15 protein-coding genes and 7 tRNA genes are annotated in these 17,449 nt (G+C 49.8%); 4 read left to right on the top strand and 18 right to left on the bottom strand.

The genetic code is table 11. The annotated features are described in order from the left end of the window. Positions 1–138: 138 nt before the first annotated feature. From leuB to leuC, 3 genes are all read right to left on the bottom strand, one after another. Positions 139–1,218 (bottom strand): 3-isopropylmalate dehydrogenase, encoded by a 1,080-nt coding sequence (gene leuB, locus WH50_RS15210; RefSeq protein WP_110188071.1) that lies wholly within the window; start codon positions 1,216–1,218, stop codon positions 139–141. Positions 1,219–1,359: 141 nt separating this feature from the next. Then, the gene (gene leuD / locus WH50_RS15205) at positions 1,360–1,998 is read right to left on the bottom strand and encodes a 3-isopropylmalate dehydratase small subunit (protein ID WP_110188070.1); all 639 of its coding nucleotides are present in this window, start codon (positions 1,996–1,998) and stop codon (positions 1,360–1,362) included. A gap of 10 nt (positions 1,999–2,008) precedes the next feature. Then, on the bottom strand, positions 2,009–3,433 hold the full coding sequence (leuC, locus tag WH50_RS15200; protein WP_110188069.1) for a 3-isopropylmalate dehydratase large subunit: 1,425 nt from the start codon (positions 3,431–3,433) through the stop codon (positions 2,009–2,011). 173 nt (positions 3,434–3,606) lie between these two features. Between leuC and WH50_RS15195 the strand changes: the two genes are divergently transcribed. The 3 genes from WH50_RS15195 (at position 3,607) to phaC (ending at position 6,850) form a co-directional block, all read left to right on the top strand. Further along, positions 3,607–4,488 (top strand): LysR family transcriptional regulator, encoded by an 882-nt coding sequence (locus WH50_RS15195; protein ID WP_110188068.1) that lies wholly within the window; start codon positions 3,607–3,609, stop codon positions 4,486–4,488. Between the two features lie 154 nt (positions 4,489–4,642). After that, the gene (locus WH50_RS15190; RefSeq protein ID WP_110188067.1) at positions 4,643–5,770 is read left to right on the top strand and encodes a poly(R)-hydroxyalkanoic acid synthase subunit PhaE; all 1,128 of its coding nucleotides are present in this window, start codon (positions 4,643–4,645) and stop codon (positions 5,768–5,770) included. Between the two features lie 12 nt (positions 5,771–5,782). After that, the gene (phaC, locus tag WH50_RS15185) at positions 5,783–6,850 is read left to right on the top strand and encodes a class III poly(R)-hydroxyalkanoic acid synthase subunit PhaC (RefSeq protein ID WP_110188066.1); all 1,068 of its coding nucleotides are present in this window, start codon (positions 5,783–5,785) and stop codon (positions 6,848–6,850) included. A gap of 100 nt (positions 6,851–6,950) precedes the next feature. On the opposite strand, the gene phaR is transcribed toward phaC, so the two are convergent. From phaR to rpsA, 3 genes are all read right to left on the bottom strand, one after another. Further along, a complete protein-coding gene (gene phaR / locus WH50_RS15180; protein ID WP_104154239.1) occupies positions 6,951–7,442 on the bottom strand; it encodes a polyhydroxyalkanoate synthesis repressor PhaR in 492 nt (163 codons plus the stop codon). 577 nt (positions 7,443–8,019) lie between these two features. Beyond that, on the bottom strand, positions 8,020–8,664 hold the full coding sequence (locus WH50_RS15175; protein WP_110188065.1) for a hypothetical protein: 645 nt from the start codon (positions 8,662–8,664) through the stop codon (positions 8,020–8,022). Between the two features lie 78 nt (positions 8,665–8,742). Next, complete coding sequence (gene rpsA, locus WH50_RS15170; RefSeq protein ID WP_104154245.1) at positions 8,743–10,395, bottom strand: 30S ribosomal protein S1; 1,653 nt, start codon at positions 10,393–10,395, stop codon at positions 8,743–8,745. Between the two features lie 328 nt (positions 10,396–10,723). On the opposite strand from rpsA, the gene WH50_RS15165 reads away from it, so the two are divergent. Then, positions 10,724–11,035, top strand: a complete 312-nt coding sequence (locus WH50_RS15165; RefSeq protein WP_133251337.1) for a hypothetical protein — start codon at positions 10,724–10,726, stop codon at positions 11,033–11,035. A gap of 12 nt (positions 11,036–11,047) precedes the next feature. Here WH50_RS15165 and WH50_RS15160 read toward each other — a convergent pair whose 3' ends face one another. The 12 genes from WH50_RS15160 to WH50_RS15105 all read right to left on the bottom strand — a co-directional run bounded on the left by WH50_RS15160 (position 11,048) and on the right by WH50_RS15105 (position 17,055). After that, positions 11,048–11,794, bottom strand: coding sequence for a hypothetical protein (locus tag WH50_RS15160; protein ID WP_110188063.1), 747 nt, complete (start codon positions 11,792–11,794; stop codon positions 11,048–11,050). Positions 11,795–11,921: 127 nt separating this feature from the next. After that, positions 11,922–11,997, bottom strand: a tRNA-Ala gene (locus tag WH50_RS15155). A gap of 11 nt (positions 11,998–12,008) precedes the next feature. Continuing rightward, positions 12,009–12,084 (bottom strand) — tRNA-Glu (locus tag WH50_RS15150). Between the two features lie 17 nt (positions 12,085–12,101). After that, positions 12,102–12,177: transfer RNA gene (locus WH50_RS15145), tRNA-Ala, on the bottom strand. Between the two features lie 11 nt (positions 12,178–12,188). Beyond that, positions 12,189–12,264 (bottom strand) — tRNA-Glu (locus tag WH50_RS15140). A 14-nt stretch (positions 12,265–12,278) separates the two neighbouring features. Then, a tRNA-Ala gene (locus tag WH50_RS15135) sits at positions 12,279–12,354 on the bottom strand. An 11-nt stretch (positions 12,355–12,365) separates the two neighbouring features. Further along, a tRNA-Glu gene (locus tag WH50_RS15130) sits at positions 12,366–12,441 on the bottom strand. Positions 12,442–12,457: 16 nt separating this feature from the next. Then, a tRNA-Ala gene (locus WH50_RS15125) sits at positions 12,458–12,533 on the bottom strand. Positions 12,534–12,657: 124 nt separating this feature from the next. After that, on the bottom strand, positions 12,658–14,145 hold the full coding sequence (gene gltX / locus WH50_RS15120; protein WP_110188062.1) for a glutamate--tRNA ligase: 1,488 nt from the start codon (positions 14,143–14,145) through the stop codon (positions 12,658–12,660). Positions 14,146–14,333: 188 nt separating this feature from the next. Then, positions 14,334–14,624, bottom strand: a complete 291-nt coding sequence (locus WH50_RS15115) for an Rdx family protein (protein ID WP_207780331.1) — start codon at positions 14,622–14,624, stop codon at positions 14,334–14,336. Positions 14,625–14,641: 17 nt separating this feature from the next. Then, positions 14,642–15,880 carry a CaiB/BaiF CoA transferase family protein gene (locus WH50_RS15110; RefSeq protein ID WP_110188060.1) on the bottom strand — a complete coding sequence of 413 codons (1,239 nt, stop codon included), beginning with the start codon at positions 15,878–15,880 and terminating at the stop codon, positions 14,642–14,644. Next, positions 15,880–17,055, bottom strand: a complete 1,176-nt coding sequence (locus WH50_RS15105; protein WP_110188059.1) for an acyl-CoA dehydrogenase — start codon at positions 17,053–17,055, stop codon at positions 15,880–15,882. Before WH50_RS15105 ends, WH50_RS15110 begins: the two co-directional genes overlap by 1 nt. Positions 17,056–17,449 lie beyond the last annotated feature (394 nt).

The following is a 17,449-nucleotide window of genomic DNA, read 5'->3' as shown; positions in this document are numbered from 1 at the left end:
GGCACCGTAATGTCAGATTTGCGCTTTGTTGCCGCAAACCGAACTACCGCCCAACATTAATAACTCACACACATTAATGGTAAAAGCTGCACAACGGCAGCTTTTACTGCTTGGCGAAAACACCAGACAATCAATGAATCATTGCTGCAAAGCAGCTACAACAGCATCACCCATTGCTTGTGTACCGACCTTCTGCATACCTTCAGACCAGATATCGGCAGTACGAAGATTCTGGTCCAGTACATCACTGACAGCCTTTTCAATAGCATCAGCAGCAGAGCCTTCATTAAAGGTGTAGCGCAACATCATGGCAGCAGAAAGAATGGTTGCCAAGGGGTTCGCGATACCCTGCCCTGCAATATCAGGAGCAGAACCATGGCATGGCTCATACATCCCCTTGTTATTAATATCCAGCGATGCTGATGGCAGCATACCGATAGACCCTGTCAGCATTGCAGCCTCATCAGACAGGATGTCTCCAAACATGTTGCCCGTTACCAGCACGTCAAATTGCTTGGGTGCACGTACGAGCTGCATCGCGGCGTTATCGACATACATGTGGCTCAACTCAACATCCGGATACTCCTTAGCCACTTCTTCCATGACGTCACGCCAAAGCACCGTCACTTCGAGAACATTCGACTTATCGATGGAGCACACACGGCTGCTACGCTGGCGCGCAAGACTGAAAGCGACATGGGCGATACGGCGAATTTCCGACTCAGAGTACACATAGGTATTGAAGCCTTCCTTCTCACCGTTTTCCAGGGTGCGTATGCCGCGTGGCTGACCGAAGTAAATACCACCAGTCAGCTCCCGAACGATCAGAATATCCAGCCCAGACACCACTTCAGGTTTCAAAGTAGATGCATGAGCAAGCTGAGGATAAAGAATCGCCGGCCGCAGGTTTGCGAAGAGTTTCAGGCCAGAACGAATACCCAACAGGCCACGCTCAGGACGCTTGGCAGTTTCGACTTTGTCCCATTTAGGTCCGCCCACCGCACCCAGTAAAATTGCGTCCGCCTGTTTGGCCGCCTCCAGTGTACTCTCAGGCAAAGGCAAACCGGTCGCATCAACCGCAGCCCCGCCAAGCAACCCCTCCGAAAGCTCAATACCGAGATCAAAACGCTGATTGACTACATTAAGCACCTTGACAGCTTCAGCAATAATTTCGGGCCCAATGCCATCACCAGGCAATACCAACACTTTCTTGGTCATTGTTACCATTCCACCTTGAACACATTGATCAGCCAAGAGTTAGCCTGGCTATAAACGTCAACGCTTCCTGACCAGACTGGAGGTCAGGAAGCGCCTGGACAGTGATCTGTCTCTAAAAAACTTCACAGGTATTTGGGGGCGCTATACAAACAACCAGGGCGCTTGCTGCTTCCTTTTTTCTTCGTATGACGTGATTGCCTCAGCGTGCTGTAACGACAGACCGATCTCATCAAGCCCGTTCAGCAAACAATGCCGGCGGAACTGGTCGACATCAAACGCTAACTCAACACCATCAGGCTTGCGTACTACTTTTTTCTCAAGGTCAACGGTCAGCTGGTAACCTGGTGTGCTCTCAACTGCCCGGAACAGCTCATCAATATCGTCTGCAGCCAGGACGATAGGTAATAACCCATTTTTGAAGCAGTTATTGAAGAAAATATCCGCAAAGGAAGGGGCTAGCACCGCACGAAAACCATAATCATCCAGCGCCCAGGGAGCGTGCTCACGACTGGAACCACAACCGAAGTTCTCACGCGCCAGCAGAACGGAAGCACCTGCATAACGAGGCTGGTTCAGCACAAATTCCTTATTCAGCGGACGAGTACTGCAATCCTGATCAGGCTGACCTTCATCCAGATAGCGCAGCTCATCAAACAAGTTCTTACCAAAGCCAGTACGCTTGATAGATTTAAGGAACTGCTTGGGAATAATCATATCGGTGTCAACGTTGGCGCGATCCAGCGGAGCAACGATACCGGAGTGAATGGTAAATGCTTTCATTCTTTTCCCCTCAATTCATCCACTCGCGAACATCAACAAAATGCCCCGCAATCGCGGCGGCAGCAGCCATGGCAGGGCTGACAAGGTGTGTCCGCCCACCAAATCCCTGTCGACCTTCAAAGTTACGGTTCGATGTAGAGGCACAATGCTCGCCGGCACCCAACTTGTCGGCATTCATGGCAAGACACATTGAGCAGCCTGGTTCACGCCATTCCAGCCCGGCCTCAACAAAAATCTTGTCCAGACCTTCTGCTTCGGCCTGAGCCTTTACCAAGCCAGAACCAGGTACTACCATCGCCTGTTTCAATGACGCTGCTACTTTTTTACCTTTAACCACAGCAGCGGCTTCTCGCAGATCCTCAATACGGGAGTTCGTGCAGGAACCGATGAATACTCTATCGAGCGTAATGTCCTGAATTCGCTGATCCGCTTCCAAACCCATGTAGCGTAGCGCTCGCTCTATCGCCATACGCTTGATACCGTCCTGCTCCTGCGCAGGGTTAGGCGCTTTGCCGTTAACATCTACCACCATTTCAGGAGAGGTACCCCAAGTCACCTGTGGCTCGATGTCAGCAGCATTCAATACCACAACCCGATCAAACTCCGCATCAGCATCAGAGTGCAGCGTCCGCCACTCAGCAACAGCAGCATCCCACTGTTCAGCTGTGGGCGCAAAAGGACGCCCTTTCACATAGTTGATGGTGGTTTCATCCACGGCAACCATACCTGCACGAGCACCAGCTTCAATGGCCATGTTACAAATCGTCATGCGGCCCTCCATGGAAAGTCCACGAATGGCTTCGCCCGCAAACTCAACGGCATACCCTGTACCGCCAGCCGTTCCGATTTGCCCGATCACATAAAGAACCAGATCTTTGGCGGTCACACCTGCTGATAGAGTGCCATCGATGCGGATCAGCATACTCTTCATCTTTTTGGCGACCAGACACTGGGTTGCCAAAACATGCTCAACTTCTGAGGTGCCAATACCGTGGGCCAGCGCACCAAAAGCACCATGGGTTGAGGTGTGTGAATCACCACAGACAACCGTCATACCCGGCAGTGTTGCCCCTTGTTCAGGGCCAACCACGTGCACAATCCCCTGACGTTCGTCACCCATCTTGAATTCGAGAATGCCAAACTCTTCACAGTTAGCATCCAGCGTTTGCACTTGGGTCTTTGACACAGGGTCAGCAATACCTTCTATTCCAAGAGCTCGCTCCTTGACGGTCGTCGGAACGTTGTGGTCAGGAGTAGCCAGGTTATTTGCCAGACGCCATGGCTGGCGGTCAGCAATGCGCAGCCCCTCAAAAGCCTGCGGAGAAGTCACTTCATGCAACAGATGGCGATCGATGTAAATCAATGCACTACCATCATCATTCTGGCGCACCAAGTGAGCGTCCCAGAGTTTGTCGTATAACGTTTTTCCAGCCATCGGGATTACCTCATCAGCACGGTACCGCGCTCAGGAAAAGTGCCTGCTTGCACACCAGTGGCGCCGCAGTTGGCTCATCACTTATTCCGAAAGAGCACGCATTTCTTATGGCTTTTATGCTAAGGGCCGCTCTAAAATAAAACAAATTCATAATTTTTATCAGATGAATTCCTATGGGGAATACTTTCGATACACAGGCTCTGCAAGCCTTTATTACAGTGGCGGAATGTCAGTCATTCTCATTGGCAGCACACCGCCTCTTTCTCACCCAACCCGCCGTCAGCAAGCGCATTGCTGCTCTGGAAGAACAGGTAGGGCATCGACTCTTTGACAGAGTTGGGAGACAGATACAGCTGACCCAGGCCGGCCAGCTGCTGCTCAAGCGAAGCTACGCACTATTCGACATGATGGAAGATACCCGGAGAGACCTGGACAACCTTAGCGGAGAAATCAGCGGCCCTCTGACATTAGCCACAAGTCATCATATTGGCCTGCACCGACTTCCTCCGTACTTGCGCCACTACTCCCGAAGCCATCCAAAGGTAAAACTGGATATCCATTTTGGTGAATCGGAAAAGGCCTATGAAGGCGTATTACAGGGCTATCTGGAGATGGCGGTCATTACCTTAGCTCCCGACCCTGACCCGCGCTTGGAAAGCGTCCTGCTCTGGCAGGATGAGCTGTGTTTTGCAGTTAGCCCCGAACACCCCCTTGCCTTGCTACCAGAACCCACACTGGGTGACCTGGAGACATACGCAGCCATTCTTCCCGATCAGTCAACATTTACCAGGCAACGGGTGGAAAACATACTGCAAAGCAATGGCGTCAAACTGAACCTTGGCGTCAATACCAACAATCTGGACACTATCCAAATGATGGTCGAAATTGGTCAGGGATGGAGTTTACTCCCCCGCAATTTAACGCAGTCATTGACCGTGCTACCTTTGCTGGATACCAAAATAGAGCGACCATTAGGGTACATTCGTCACAAGGAAAGGACATTGTCCAATGCAGCCCAAGCGATGATGCACTTACTGGCGACACCGTTGCCATAGGCATAAAGACTAGCAAAGCGTCAAGCTACTTGCCGTCACATGCATCTGAGCACCTTGATACACAACGCTAGAATTTGTGCTACTGATCAGGGATTTGTGCATCGCGACATGCTATTAATAGCCAATCGCCAACTTGATTCCAGAGGAGGAGAACATGGAAGCCAATTCGCTTTTTGGCCTAGATAAATGGCTAGAAACGCAAAGTGATTACTGGAAAAAACTAGCAGAGGGTAGCAGCCAGTCCTTCAGCAATCCATGGCAAGGAATGTTTGACGGGTGGCAAAAAATAGCCAAGGAAAGCCTTGAATCCCTTTCTGCAGACGTATTCTCACAAGGAAGCAAACAAACTGACTGGTTCACGCGCAGTGGTGAAGAACTTCTTAAAAACTGGCAAAACTGGCATGACGCCAGTCACGCTGAGCAGCTCATTTCCGAATTCAGCAACATGATGCAAAAGCAGGTGATCGAAAATCTGCTTAAAGAGTTCTCTCTTCCAGACCAGCTTTCTTCATTATTCAAAACCCATAGTTTTCAGGATGACCTGCTGTTCGACAATGCTTTCATGAACAGCCTGAAGAATCATCTGGATATCCCCAGCGTTGGAAGCAATCGTGAATTTCAGGAGAAACTACAGCAAGGCGGCAAACTGTGGCTGGAATTCCAAGAATGCCTTACCCGCTACACCGAGCTTTATAGCAACATCAATGCCGACACCAGCAAACGCATGCTGGAGAAGCTTAACTCAGGCGGCATAGAAATCACCTCGCTTGGTGAGCTTCACGACCTCTGGGTGGACTGCTACGAGGAATGCTATAAAAAGCTGGTATTTACCACGGAGTATCGCCACGCTCATGGCAAAGTCAGCAACGCCTTTATGGCGCTGCGCAAATACAACATTGAAATTCGTGACCTTCAACTTAAAACCCTCGGCATGCCTACTCGCCTGGAAATGAATACCGCTCTCAAGCGCCAGCATGATGCCCGGAAGCAACTTAAAGGCATTAACAAAGAAGTCACTTCTCTAAAAGAAGAGATCAATGAACTGAAGAAACTTTTGGTAGCACAGGCTGAGCAGATCCAAGCATTGACCACAAAAACAACGACAACCACCTCTAAAGTGTCAGGCTCAAGCAGCCAAAAACGAGCAACCAGCGCAAAAACAATACCCTCTTCCGAAGAAACTGCTGCAAGCAAGACTTTAGCTACAAGCACACCCTCTCCACGCAAACGCAGCACCAACCATTCAGCGAAAAAGACGACTGGCGAAGCAAAAGGCGAATAAGGGAATACCCTCATGAAAGGCTTGAAACTTGACCCGCACAAAATTGCAGAAGAGTTGACCGAATTTAACGCCAATCTATTTAAGAGCTTCCAAACTATTCAACAGATTCGCGATATTGACGTTGGCACTAATCCCAAAGAGTGCATTTATCAGGAAGACAAACTCACCCTTTTCCATTATTCATCCCCGATAAAGAAAAAGGTGAAGACACCTCTACTTATTGTCTATGCCTTGGTAAATCGCTACTACATGGTTGACCTACAGCATGACAGGTCATTAATTAATGGCTTACTTTCTGCAGGTATAGACGTTTATCTTATTGACTGGGGGTACCCTGATCCAGCAGATCGCTATTTAGACCTCGATGACTATGTCAACGGTTATATTGATAACTGTGTCGATGCAGTTCTTAAAAATAGTAAACAAACAAAATTAAATATTCTTGGTATATGCCAGGGAGGCACACTCTGTCTCTGCTACACTGCGCTCCACGGTGAAAAAGTAAAAAATCTTATCACCATGGTTACCCCAGTAGATTTCCATACAGAGGACAATTTGTTATCTCATCTTGCAAGAGAAGTAGATACTGACCTTGCGGTAGATACCTATGGCAACATCCCTGGAGTTGTACTCAATGATGCCTATAACTCGCTGATGCCGATGCGATTAGGCATTCAGAAAAACTTGGGGATGCCAGCGAATCTGGAAAGCCACGACAAGGCTCTCAACTTCCTGCGCATGGAGAAATGGATATATGACAGCCCAGACCAAGCAGGAGAGGCGTTCCGCCAGTTCATCAAGCAATTTTTTCAACAAAATTTATTGATCAAGGGCGAAGCAAAAATCGGTGACGACATAGTTGACCTTGCAAAGATCAGCCAGCCCGTCCTCAATATGTACGCAACCCATGATCACCTGGTGCCGCCGTCAGCTTCCGTCGCATTAAAAGACTATGTCAGCACCGAGGACTACAACGAATTCGCTTTCAAAGCTGGCCATATCGGGATATTTGTCAGTGGCAGAGCACAAAGGGACGTACCAGAGGCAATCTATGATTGGCTTTTGTCGCGAGACAAATAACCAGAAATAAACAAAGAACTGATAGCATAAATAAAAATGCCCACTTTCGAATTAGCGGGCATTTTTAGCTATATCCAATTAAATATCTATTTTTCTACAATCAACTGTCGGAGCCGTTTTCTGGCTCAGACTCGTCTTCACCACCATTTTCAGCAGCCTTTCTTCTATCAAAACCTTGCGCAAACATTTGCCACATCGCCATATTCTGATCTGCGATACGGTTCATCACATTCAATGGATTCGCAGCAGACATCATTGACTCAACCTGCTCACGAATACGTTCCTGATGCTCCAGAAAAGCACCTACGCTATGCTCGAGATATTGAGCCATCAAACCTTGCATGCTGTCACCGTAAAAACGGATAAGCTGCTGCAAAACCTGATTGGTCAACAGCGCACTACCGCCCTGTCCTTCCTGCTCACTAATAATTTGCAATAAAATATTTCTAGTCAGATCGTTACCCGTCTTGGAGTCTTCAACCTTAAAGGGCTCATTATCCAGAACAAGCTGCTTTACATCTTCCAAGGTGATGTAGCAGCTACGAGATGTGTCATACAGACGACGGTTCGTGTACTTCCTGAGAATTCTCATACTTACCCTGACTATTTGAATTATTAGACGCTAACCTCGAACACCCGAATCTCGTCGCACCTCCAGCCCAACCACAGGTAAATGTGCAGACACCAACGTAGGTTAATGTACTTCATGCACTGCAACATCGCCAGTTTGAGACTTGAGGCGAGATTAAAATAGCTGATATCAAACGGTGAGTCACTGTAGCAGGGACTCATATGACAACCACGTAAACATAAAGCACAGCCAGCGTTGATGCAGACCCTCTGTTTTGCATCCATCTTATATAACTAAAATTTCTAACAAGAAACAAAGTGAGGGAACATAAGGCCTAGCAGGCACCATTAGACCTTAGTATAATTAGCAAGCCGACGCCGAACACACCAAGGAAATGAGGTTAGCCATGAACATGCACTTCGCTCGAACAGATGAAGAAGACAACGTGTACATATTGTCCAACAATTGACTTCTTCACTTAAAAATAAAGCGACTATTCAGTCGCTTTATTTTTATCCGAAACCTACCTGGACAGAGTTATTTTCCTTAGCCACAGCACACTCAACAGCGTGACCATAGCCATTCACACACGCGAAAATCAGTGAAAAACCACCCCTACCGGGCGGACTCGCGTGCGTACATTGTCAAACTCTTCTCGCAGCTCGCTCAAAGGTCGCAGGCCAAAATCTAAAGGATCTGCAGGTAGTTGATACCAGTTCAATGTGGCCACACGAGTCATCATGTCATATTCCCCGATGAAAGCATCAAGGTAGTACATGACCGCCTCAACTCGTGCATCTTCATCCAAGCCTCTGAAATCACTAATAAACAGGCTTAGATGCAGTCGGTCTGAGCGACTGATATGAAACCATACATCACCCAACTGTAACGGTACGTCGTCCGTCTCAATAACGTTAGGGATATCAGATAAGCGATCATGAAACGCCGACACGCGCACATTATTAAGCAGCGGAGCAGCTTGCACTAATGTCATTACACTGGCGATGGACTCGGCATACCCATCACAGCCAATAACCATCTCCAAGACCTCTTGCGTCAAGCCTCTTGCCATATGCAAAGTCAGGTTTTCATCGATCTGCTTCAGTAACCGCTCATAACTATAAACAATGTCATCAACGTGAACATGAGCTGCACCTGAACGATTAACCACCCAGTCAATAGTGGATTCTACCTGACTCCAAAAGGCTTGGATCAGCTCGTCATTTGAGGCTTGGTCTAGCATGAAGGTGAACCTGGGGACTATATGCAAAAACACAAGAAGGCCGCACTAGGCGGCCCTCTTAACCGGACTAATTAAGTATTAGCCCTGATTTGCCATCTGCTGTTTGATCAGATCGCCAATGGTAGTAGGACCAGAGGTCTCAACTTCCTGATTGCGAACATCACGCAGTGCTGCGCGCTCTTCAGCGGCTTCCAGCGCTTTAACAGACAGAGAAATCCCACGCTGCTTGCGATCAACGTTAACGATCAGAGCCTCAATGCTGTCGCCAACATTCAGACCAGCAGTATCGGACTTCAGAACGCCTTCGATGCCTTCGGCCAGTTCAACAACGGCTTCTTTATCGCTGACGATTTCTTTTACAGTACCGGTAACTTTGGAGTTTTTACCATTCTGAGTAACAAACTCAGAGAACGGATCACTTTCCAGCTGCTTGATACCCAGAGAAATACGCTCTTTCTCAGGATCTACAGCCAGAATAACGGCCTCAACTTCGTCACCTTTCTTGAACTGACGCAGCAGTGCTTCGTTATCAGCATCCCAAGACAGATCAGATACGTGTACCAGACCATCCAGATCCCACTCCAGACCAACAAACACACCAAAGTCGGTGATAGTCTTGATCTTGCCCTGTACCTTGTCGCCAGCCTTATAAGTGCTGGAGAAGCGTACCCATGGGTTTTCCTGGCACTGTTTCAGACCCAGAGAGATACGACGACGAGCAGTATCGATATCCAGGATCATAACCTCAACATCATCACCAACCTGAACTACTTTGGATGGATGGATGTTTTTGTTGGTCCAAGACATTTCAGAAACGTGCACCAGACCTTCGATACCCTCTTCCAGAGCAGCAAAGCAACCGTAGTCAGTCAGGTTAGTCACAACCGCCTTAACTACTGCACCAGAAGGATAACGTGCTTCGATATCATCCCAAGGATCGTTGCTCAGCTGTTTCAGACCCAGTGACAGACGACCGGTTTCACGATCAAACTTGATGATCTTAACAGTCAGCTCATCGCCAGGAGTCAACATTTCGCTCGGGTGGCTGATACGCTTCCACGCCATATCGGTGATGTGCAGCAGACCGTCTACGCCGCCCAGATCAATAAAGGCACCGTAGTTAGTGAGGTTTTTAACGATACCGTTAACAACCTGACCTTCTTGCAGAGAAGCCAGCAGCTCATCGCGCTGAGCACTGTTTGCAGCTTCCAGAACAGCACGGCGAGAAACAACGATGTTGTTGCGCTTTGCATCCAGCTTGATCAGTTTGAACTCAAGCTCTTTGCCTTCGAGGTAGTCAACATCACGCACTGGACGCACATCTACCAGAGAACCTGGCAGGAAGCCCTGAATGTTCATGATGTTTACAGTGAAACCACCTTTAACCTTACCGCTGATAACACCTTTAACAGTGCTATCACCTTCAAAGGCTTTCTCAAGAACGTTCCAAGCTTCAGCGCGCTTGGCTTTTTCACGAGACAGACGAGTTTCACCAAAGCCGTTTTCAACCGCTTCCAGAGCAACCTTGATCAGATCGCCAACGTTAACTTCCAGCTCACCTTTTTCGTTCAGAAATTGGCTGCGTGGAATAACTGACTCGGATTTCAGGCCAGCGTTAACGGTTACCCAGTCACTGTCAATTGCAACGATTTCACCCTCAACCAGGGCGCCAGGCTGCATTTCCAGCTCTTTAAGGGAAGCTTCAAAGAGTTCGGCAAAAGATTCAGTCATGTTAGATTCCGATTGAGATCACATAGTGATCAGGTTCACCTGCCAGCCAGTAGTAACAGGGGTTGACAATATTAGTCCGGAGGGGCGCACTGGCACGTAAATCCCAACCCGGCACAAGTCGCGCAACATTATACAGAAAACTATTCTGATGAACAATTAGACAACCAGCCTCTCTACTACAGACTTCTTATAGACGAATATTCCACCCCTTCTAAACTTACTCAATATCTGCACCACGACTTGATAGCCAAACTGCCATCTAAAGACTATAATAAGCCTCATTTTTTCAACCCACCCAATGACATCGCTGCAGGCGGAGAGTTTTACGTTGGATCTCGAAACCCAAATAGCCAAACTGCAGGCTCTGGAAGAAACCATCAATCGCGAGAAGCAGGAACGCCTTGCCGAGCTGAGCAAAGAAATTGAGGACAGCAGTTCCCAATTGAAAGAAGAGCTCAAAGAGCAGGCCAAGAGCAAGCGCGATAAGGACAAACAGCGCCAGGAAACTTACGAACAATTCCAGACCGAAAGAGAGCAAACTTATCTGGACAAGAAAGCCGCCAAAGCAGCTGAAAAACGAGCTCGCGAAGAAGCCAAGCGCGCAGCTGCACTAGGCAAGATGCGCAAAAAAGGCGAGTAATCCTCTAGAGGATCACCCCGCCGGCATCAAATCCCTGGCCACGTACTCATCCAGACTCCTCTTACAGGGGAGCAGCCCCTTTACCAGGTCTGACTGCAGAGGCGTGGCCATATCTTCTTGCCCCTTTTCGATATAATTCCGCAACTTATTGCGCTCACTCGCATCGTTTGCAATAACATCTACCGCATCCGCCACACAAAACGCATAGCGCGACAACCCGGTCCGAATCAGCTGATCACGCTTTCGCGGCGTTAAAAGCACACCATACTCAGCAACGATTCGCATATATTCACGGTAAGCCATCACCCCCATCAGTTCCTTTTGATAACCCGTAAACACCTGCAACTCCGGAACCTGATTTAACAAACCAAGCAGCGCAGACTGCGTCACCCCTTGAGGCAACACTGGAGCAGAGTAAACATCTAACTTAGACCGCAACTCACCCACTTGTTTTTTGTAAGCATCCACCTCGCCCTGCAACTTGGCCACCTGACCAATAAGCACCTGCTTTTCCGCCTGCAAACCGGTAATTATTTGTGCTTGAGTTGACCGTGAAGGCTGCGGCACCGCATCAGGATTCATAGGAACCCTCTGCTCCTCAGCAACAGGCCCCTGAGCAAGAGGCACAACTTTATAGCCAAAATCCTGAAACGACTCTGCACCCTGCTGATGCAAACTCTCTGCATTTACAAGAAAATACACCACAACTGCAGAAACAACAGCCACCAATACACCAGAAGCCACAACCAAACGCTTCATACCACCCCTTCCTTCTGCCAATCGACACTAACGCTGCCAGAACAATACAGACAAGGCAAGAAACGCGAAAAGCCTGAAATCAGGCAGGCACATCATTTTTTTGATTGAGAATATTGATAATAAAGATTGGTGGAGCTAAGCGGGATCGAACCGCTGACCTCTTGCATGCCATGCAAGCGCTCTCCCAGCTGAGCTATAGCCCCATCTCAAAAGATGGCGTCCCATAGGGGGTTCGAACCCCTGTTACCGCCGTGAAAGGGCGGTGTCCTAGGCCACTAGACGAATGGGACATACTGGATTGTCCTTTTGGTGGAGCTAAGCGGGATCGAACCGCTGACCTCTTGCATGCCATGCAAGCGCTCTCCCAGCTGAGCTATAGCCCCATCTCAAAAGATGGCGTCCCATAGGGGGTTCGAACCCCTGTTACCGCCGTGAAAGGGCGGTGTCCTAGACCACTAGACGAATGGGACATGGATTGTCCTTTTGGTGGAGCTAAGCGGGATCGAACCGCTGACCTCTTGCATGCCATGCAAGCGCTCTCCCAGCTGAGCTATAGCCCCATCTCAAAGGATGGCGTCCCATAGGGGGTTCGAACCCCTGTTACCGCCGTGAAAGGGCGGTGTCCTAGGCCACTAGACGAATGGGACATACCCGCAAGAAGATTGGTGGAGCTAAGCGGGATCGAACCGCTGACCTCTTGCATGCCATGCAAGCGCTCTCCCAGCTGAGCTATAGCCCCTAACCTTGTTGCGGGGCGTATAATAATGAGCCCCCTCATTCATGTCAATAAGATAATAAAAAAAGAACCTATGTATCTCAAAGACTTACGTCGAAACGACCGCAACGGAGACTCTCAGCAACCATCAATCTGCCGAAGCAAGAGCCGTATACTCTTTCTCCCAGGCTTTGGCTTCTTTTTTGGAAGGACCACCCACAACATCCAAAGCACTACGCAATCGCGCACGCGTGAGATCAGCACCCAGAATTGCCATTGCATCAACCACCGAGAAGGTAGCCGAAGTACCTGCAATGGCAATAAACAGCGGGAAGAAGAAATCACCTACTTTATAACCCATCGCCTTTGAGAGCTCGCTCAGAGTTGCAAAAAGGCTGTCCTTATCCCAGTAACGCTGAGTATCCATTTTCCACGATGCGAACTGAAGAATACGACGCACATCTTCGTGCTGCAGTTTCTTGTGCTCAAAATCACCTGCAGACACTTTGATCAAACCACTGAGCAAGTGACCCGCTACAGGCAGCACATCACTAAAAGTACCCACGCGTGGCTGAACGTGCGGTATAGCCTGGCGTAAATAGTCCAGATTCAGGCCCCACTCCAGATAGCGCTGAACAAATTGATCGGCGTTTAGCTCACGCAACCACTGCCCGTTCAACCAGCTCAGTTTTTCCAGATCGAAAATGGGGCCACCCAATGAGACACGCTGGATATCAAAATTCTCAACCATCTCAGCCAAGCTGAACTTTTCACGCTCATCCGGCATAGACCAACCCATTCTGCCCAAATAATTAAGCAGCGCCTCAGGCAGATAGCCCATGCGGCGATAGAAGTTAATGCTGGTGGGGTTTTTGCGCTTGGACAACTTGGTCTTGTCCGGGTTACGCAACAACGGCATGTGACAGAGCACTGGCGCCTGCCAACCGAAATATTTGTACAACAGCAAGTGCTTGGGCGCGGAGTTGATCCACTCTTCACCACGAATGACGTGCGTGATCTGCATCAAATGATCATCCACCACGTTCGCCAGATGATACGTGGGCAGACCATCTGCCTTAAGCAGCACCTGCATATCCACCTGAGCCCATTCGATCTCAATCTGGCCACGAAGCATGTCTTCAAACACGCACACGCCTTCTTCAGGCACCTTCATACGCACAACATAAGGCTCGCCAGCAGCAATACGCTTTTGCACTTCTTCAGAAGACAAGAGCAGCCCGCGACCATCATACTTTTGTGGTAACCCCAGAGCCTTCTGCTCCTCCCGCATCGCATCCAGCTCTTCAGCAGTTGCGAAGCAATAAAATGCATGGCCGTCACGAACCAGCTGATCTGCATACTGCCGATAAATAGCGGAGCGTTCGCTCTGACGGTACGGGGCATGAGGACCACCCACATCAGGCCCCTCAGACCATTCAATACCCAGCCAGCGCAGAGAGTCCAAAATCATCTGCTCTGATTCGGGAGTACTACGTACCTGATCCGTATCTTCGATACGCAGAATGAACTCGCCACCTTGCTGACGCGCAAACGCCAGATTGAAAAGGGCGATATAAGCGGTACCTACATGGGGATCACCAGTAGGAGACGGAGCGATACGAGTACGAACAGTCATGATCAGGTTAATTACTCTAGATGAATGAAGCTGAGCGCCAGTGGATATCAAAAGCTGGACTCAGGCCAGAAAAGAAAAGGAGTCCGGCAGAGCTGCCAGACTCGAATTGGACAGCATTATAAGCAATGACGGCAGGTATCGCACCCGCCGTCACGCTACCAGCCTGTGGCTTAGAGGTAGCCGATTATCTAAGGCAGGTCCGCTGTGCTGACTTTGTCGATATGCCCAAGATCACGTGATGGGTCGATGCGATCGCGAACGCGCTGCTTGATTTCTTTCGCCTCAGGGAAACCATGATCCTCAACCCGACACCAGATCTGTTCAGCATTGAGGTAAATTTTAAACGTCCCTTTGCCTGACGGACGCAATGAGACCTCTTCAAGATCAGCTTCAAAAGTAGATAGCAACTCCTGCGCTATCCACGCGGCCCTCAGCATCCAGCGACACAACGGACAATACTCGATGACAACCCGCGCCATACCACCTCTATAAACAGTCATTCTTCAGAAACCAGCCCTGCAGGCCGCCCCACTACACCTGCGTCACTATACGCATCGAACTCCTCCTCACCAATGCCTAGCCAGGTCGACAAAACATCACGCCCATGCTGACCCAGCAATGGTGGTGCGGATTCATACTCAACGGGAGATGCCGAGAGCCTCAGAGGGCTAGCTACAAAAGCTTGCTCACCGGCTAGTGAATGATGCATCGACACTTTCATCTTCCGATGCTTCACCTGAGGATTGGCAAATACCCGATCCAATGTATTGATGGGGCCACAAGGCACATTGGCGATTTCCAGGCATTCAAGCCATTCATCAAGCTTCCGCTGAAGAAAAATTTTCTGCAACGCCTCCACCAACGCATCACGATGCACCACTCTGGCGGAGTTGGTAGCAAAACGATCATCACTCCCCCACTCCGGCATTCCCAGCACATCACAGCAACGACGAAACTGCTCATCATTGCCTACTGCCAGCATCAGATGACCATCACTTACGGCAAACACCTGATAAGGCACTATGCTCGGATGAGCGTTGCCGCGTCGTTCAGGTGCCACTCCCGTGGCCAGAAAATTCATACCCTGATTGGCTAACGTCGCGACCTGAACATCAAGCAAAGCCAAATCAATGTATTGACCCTCACCACTGTGCTGGCGTTGATGTAACGCCGCCAGAATGCCAATAGTGGCATAGAGGCCAGTGGAAATATCTGTCAACGCCACCCCCACTTTCGCTGGCTCCCCCTCAGGATCACCGGTCAAGCTCATCAATCCGCCCATAGCCTGAATCATGGCATCATACCCAGGTCGCTGAGCATATGGCCCTGTCTGTCCGAAGCCAGTGATGGAGCAATAGATCAGTCGGGGATTGAGCAACTTCAAACTCTCATAGTCCAGACCATATCTGGCCAGCCCACCTACCTTGTAATTTTCAACCAGAACATCAGCCTTGAGTGCAAGCGCCCTCACCAGGGCTTGCCCCTGCGCTGATGAAATATCAATGGCTACCGACTGCTTGCCTCGATTAGCACTCTGAAAGTAAGCCGACTCGCCACTGTCGATGCCGTTCTCATCAAGCAAGTTAGGCGGCCCCCAGTGGCGGGTATCATCGCCCTCACCGGGGCGCTCAACCTTGACCACCTCCGCTCCCAGATCGGCAAGAATTTGTGTCGACCAGGGCCCTGCGAGCACTCGGCTCAGATCAAGCACTCTGACACCGCTCAAGGCCTTCATTACTTGAATGCCTGCAAGCCAGTCTGAGCACGCCCCAGAATAAGGGCATGTACATCATGAGTACCCTCGTAGGTATTAACCGCCTCCAGATTCATCATGTGACGAATGACGTGATACTCATCAGAAATTCCGTTACCACCGTGCATATCTCTCGCCACACGGGCAATTTCCAGCGCCTTGCCGCAGGAGTTGCGCTTGATCAGGGAAATCAACTCAGGCGCACACTGCTCTTCATCCATCAGACGACCGGCGCGCAAGCACGCCTGCAAACCGATGCTGATTTCCGTCTGCATGTCAGCAAGCTTTTTCTGGATCAACTGCGTTGCCGCCAGAGGACGATCAAACTGTGTGCGATCCAGACAATATTGACGCGCCTGCATCCAGCAAAACTCAGCCGCCCCCAACGCTCCCCAGGCAATGCCATAGCGCGCTTTATTCAGGCAGCCAAAGGGCCCCTTCAATCCCTCAACATGGGGCAACAGATTCTCGTCAGGCACAAAAACGTTATCCATTACGATTTCGCCTGTGATCGAGGCGCGAAGGGAGAACTTACCTTCAATTTTTGGCGTACTCAGCCCTTCCATACCACGCTCAAGCACAAAACCGCGGATGACGCCCTCCAGTTTGCCCCACACCACTAACACGTCCGCAATCGGCGAATTGGTAATCCACATCTTGCTTCCGGTAACGCGATATCCACCTTCTACCTTGATCGCCCGGGTTTTCATGCTGGCTGGATCAGAGCCCGAGTCAGGCTCAGTCAGACCAAAGCAACCGACCCACTCACCGCTGGCCAATTTCGGCAGGTAACGCATTCGCTGCTCTTCACTGCCATAGGCATAGATTGGATGCATCACCAGCGAAGACTGCACACTCATGGCGGAGCGGTAGCCACTATCGACTCGCTCCACTTCACGAGCGACCAGCCCGTAACACACATAATTGACATTGGCGCAGCCATATTTCTCAGGCAAGGTTGCGCCCAGCAACCCTAACTCACCCAGCTCGTTCATGATCTCGCGATGAAAATGCTCATGACGGTTGGCCTCTCTTACCCGGCTGAGCAACTTGTCCTGAGCGTAATCATGCGCCGTCTGCATGACCATCCGCTCCTCGTCACTTAACTGATCCAACAACAGGAACGGGTCTTGCCAGTTGAAAGAGACCTTTGACATGCAGCACCTCAAAATGTCGATATTTTTATGAAATGTGGTTTTTATTGCATTACAAAGACAAAGCGTAGCCAAATTTATAGGCTCTACAAGGCATCTTTTGTCTAGCAGGCTGTTGAAAAACGTTATCGAGGCCGCCGAGACAAGGAAATACCCCTAGGGCACAAGAAACAGGCGAAAAAGCGGAGTTTAGTGAGCTAAATGAGCATTTGACTCGCTCCGCTCGCCCCTTCGGGGCCGTGCTAAAGCACGTTCAGCCTTTGGCTGTGAGCCTGTTTTTGACGCGGTATTCGGCAACACAGATAGATTTTCAACGACCTGTTAAGCCGACACGCAGGCGCTACACACGTCCCTCTCTCCCTGAGAGAGGGCAGCCACACGCTGCACATCTGTATCA

Origin of the sequence: Pokkaliibacter plantistimulans, assembly GCF_003194385.1 — a bacterium.
Classification (GTDB): Bacteria; Pseudomonadota; Gammaproteobacteria; order Pseudomonadales; family Balneatricaceae; genus Pokkaliibacter; species Pokkaliibacter plantistimulans.
The sequence above is the reverse complement of the archived record's forward strand: the minus strand, read 5'-3'. Positions and strand labels throughout refer to the sequence as shown.

Excerpts from the sequence above, each read along its gene's own strand:
- WH50_RS15105 (WP_110188059.1), bottom strand. The coding sequence starts at position 17,055 with ATGTCAAAGGTCTCTTTCAACTGGCAAGACCCGTTCCTGTTGTTGGAT.
- WH50_RS15195 (WP_110188068.1), top strand. The coding sequence starts at position 3,607 with ATGGGGAATACTTTCGATACACAGGCTCTGCAAGCCTTTATTACAGTG.
- WH50_RS15175 (WP_110188065.1), bottom strand. The coding sequence starts at position 8,664 with ATGCTAGACCAAGCCTCAAATGACGAGCTGATCCAAGCCTTTTGGAGT.
- phaC (WP_110188066.1), top strand. The coding sequence starts at position 5,783 with ATGAAAGGCTTGAAACTTGACCCGCACAAAATTGCAGAAGAGTTGACC.
- leuC (WP_110188069.1), bottom strand. The coding sequence starts at position 3,433 with ATGGCTGGAAAAACGTTATACGACAAACTCTGGGACGCTCACTTGGTG.
- WH50_RS15190 (WP_110188067.1), top strand. The coding sequence starts at position 4,643 with ATGGAAGCCAATTCGCTTTTTGGCCTAGATAAATGGCTAGAAACGCAA.
- WH50_RS15115 (WP_207780331.1), bottom strand. The coding sequence starts at position 14,624 with ATGGCGCGGGTTGTCATCGAGTATTGTCCGTTGTGTCGCTGGATGCTG.
- WH50_RS15160 (WP_110188063.1), bottom strand. The coding sequence starts at position 11,794 with ATGAAGCGTTTGGTTGTGGCTTCTGGTGTATTGGTGGCTGTTGTTTCT.
- leuB (WP_110188071.1), bottom strand. The coding sequence starts at position 1,218 with ATGACCAAGAAAGTGTTGGTATTGCCTGGTGATGGCATTGGGCCCGAA.
- rpsA (WP_104154245.1), bottom strand. The coding sequence starts at position 10,395 with ATGACTGAATCTTTTGCCGAACTCTTTGAAGCTTCCCTTAAAGAGCTG.
- WH50_RS15110 (WP_110188060.1), bottom strand. The coding sequence starts at position 15,880 with ATGAAGGCCTTGAGCGGTGTCAGAGTGCTTGATCTGAGCCGAGTGCTC.
- phaR (WP_104154239.1), bottom strand. The coding sequence starts at position 7,442 with ATGAGAATTCTCAGGAAGTACACGAACCGTCGTCTGTATGACACATCT.
- leuD (WP_110188070.1), bottom strand. The coding sequence starts at position 1,998 with ATGAAAGCATTTACCATTCACTCCGGTATCGTTGCTCCGCTGGATCGC.
- gltX (WP_110188062.1), bottom strand. The coding sequence starts at position 14,145 with ATGACTGTTCGTACTCGTATCGCTCCGTCTCCTACTGGTGATCCCCAT.